This window comes from Candidatus Cardinium sp. cBcalN2 (genome assembly GCF_022810445.1).
Classification (GTDB): domain Bacteria; phylum Bacteroidota; class Bacteroidia; order Cytophagales; family Amoebophilaceae; genus Cardinium.
Map to the genome: position 1 here is coordinate 1 of NZ_JAACGD010000017.1, position 1268 is coordinate 1268.

Sequence of the window (1268 nt, forward strand, 5' to 3'; positions counted from 1 at the left end):
AGTTGATATTTAATCTGACAGGCATTAAAAAATTAATGTATATACCTGTCAGTTAAGTTTAGTTTGTCAGGTATGCTTTTAAGATACGCGATTTGATTATTTTTTTCAAAGACTAATTTTTTACTATCCTCCCAAGTTTGTATCGGAGTTTTTCCGTAACAATATTTTCCAGAATGTGGTCGCTCATGATTATAATAATGTAACCAGCTATCTAAATCTTGTTGCAGGGCATCCAAATCTGTATAGATCTTCTTACGCATAGCTGTATCAAAGAATTCCTGTTTCATGGTTTTATTAAAACGCTCACAGAACCCATTGGTTTGCGGTGAATAGGCTTTAGTAACCGTATGGTCTATACCTTCTATACTTAAAAACAACTCAAAGGCATGATGCTCTATTTTACCTTTATACTCAGTACCTCGATCTGTTAGAATACGTAAGATGGGTATGCTTTGTTCTTGATAAAAAGGCAATACTCTATCATTTAACAGATCAGCAGCTGTCAAGGATGTCTTATCAGTATAGAGTTTTGCATGAGCTACTCGAGAATAACTATCTATAAATACCTGCGTATAAACCTTACCTATCCCTTTAAAGTTACCCACGTAATAAGTATCTTGGCAACCTAAATAACCAGGATGTTCCGTATCTATTTCTCCACATGCCTCTTGTTCATTTTGACGTTTTTCTAATGCAGATAGCTGCGATTCCGTTAAAAAAAGGCCATCTTGAGCCATTTTAGCCTCTAAAGCCTTAAGACGTTTTTTTATGTTATTTAAGTCATTACGTAACCAGATAGACCTAACGCCGCCAGGAGAGACCAGTATACCTTGCTGCTTTAGTTCATTGGATACTCTAAGTTGGCCATAGGCTGGATAATCTATGGCCATATCTACTACTGCTTTTTCTATACTAGGATCTACTCTATTAGCCATAATCGGCTTCCTGCGGCTTATCTCTTGTAAAGCCTCTTGACCGCCTGTTTCATACAAGGATTTAAAGCGGTAGTAGCTATCTCTACTATAACCCATAGTTTTACACGCCGATGAAATGTTCCCTAACGTTTTGGCTAGCTCCAATAAGCCTAATTTCGGCTTGATGATTTTTTGATGTAAGTTCATAATAGTTGTTGTTATTTATATCAACACAAATTAACAAATGTCAGATTAAATATCAACTACTGCAGATTATTGCATAGCAGGACGTCTATTTGGCCAAGCACTAAAGGAACATAACATACCTTTGGTAAAAGTAGCTTTATCCTCTCC

The 1268-nt window shown here is 36.2% G+C and carries 1 protein-coding gene; it reads right to left on the reverse strand.

Features of this window, described 5'->3' with window-relative positions:
- Nucleotides 1–32 precede the first annotated feature (32 nt).
- Entirely contained in the window at nt 33–1121 is a 1089-nt protein-coding gene (locus tag MUW74_RS00645; protein WP_243516886.1) for an IS481 family transposase, read from the reverse strand.
- Nucleotides 1122–1268: the final 147 nt, after the last annotated feature.

What these genes read in the sequence shown, in the direction of transcription:
- MUW74_RS00645 (WP_243516886.1), bottom strand. Translation starts at nt 1,121, where the DNA reads ATGAACTTACATCAAAAAATCATCAAGCCGAAATTAGGCTTATTGGAG.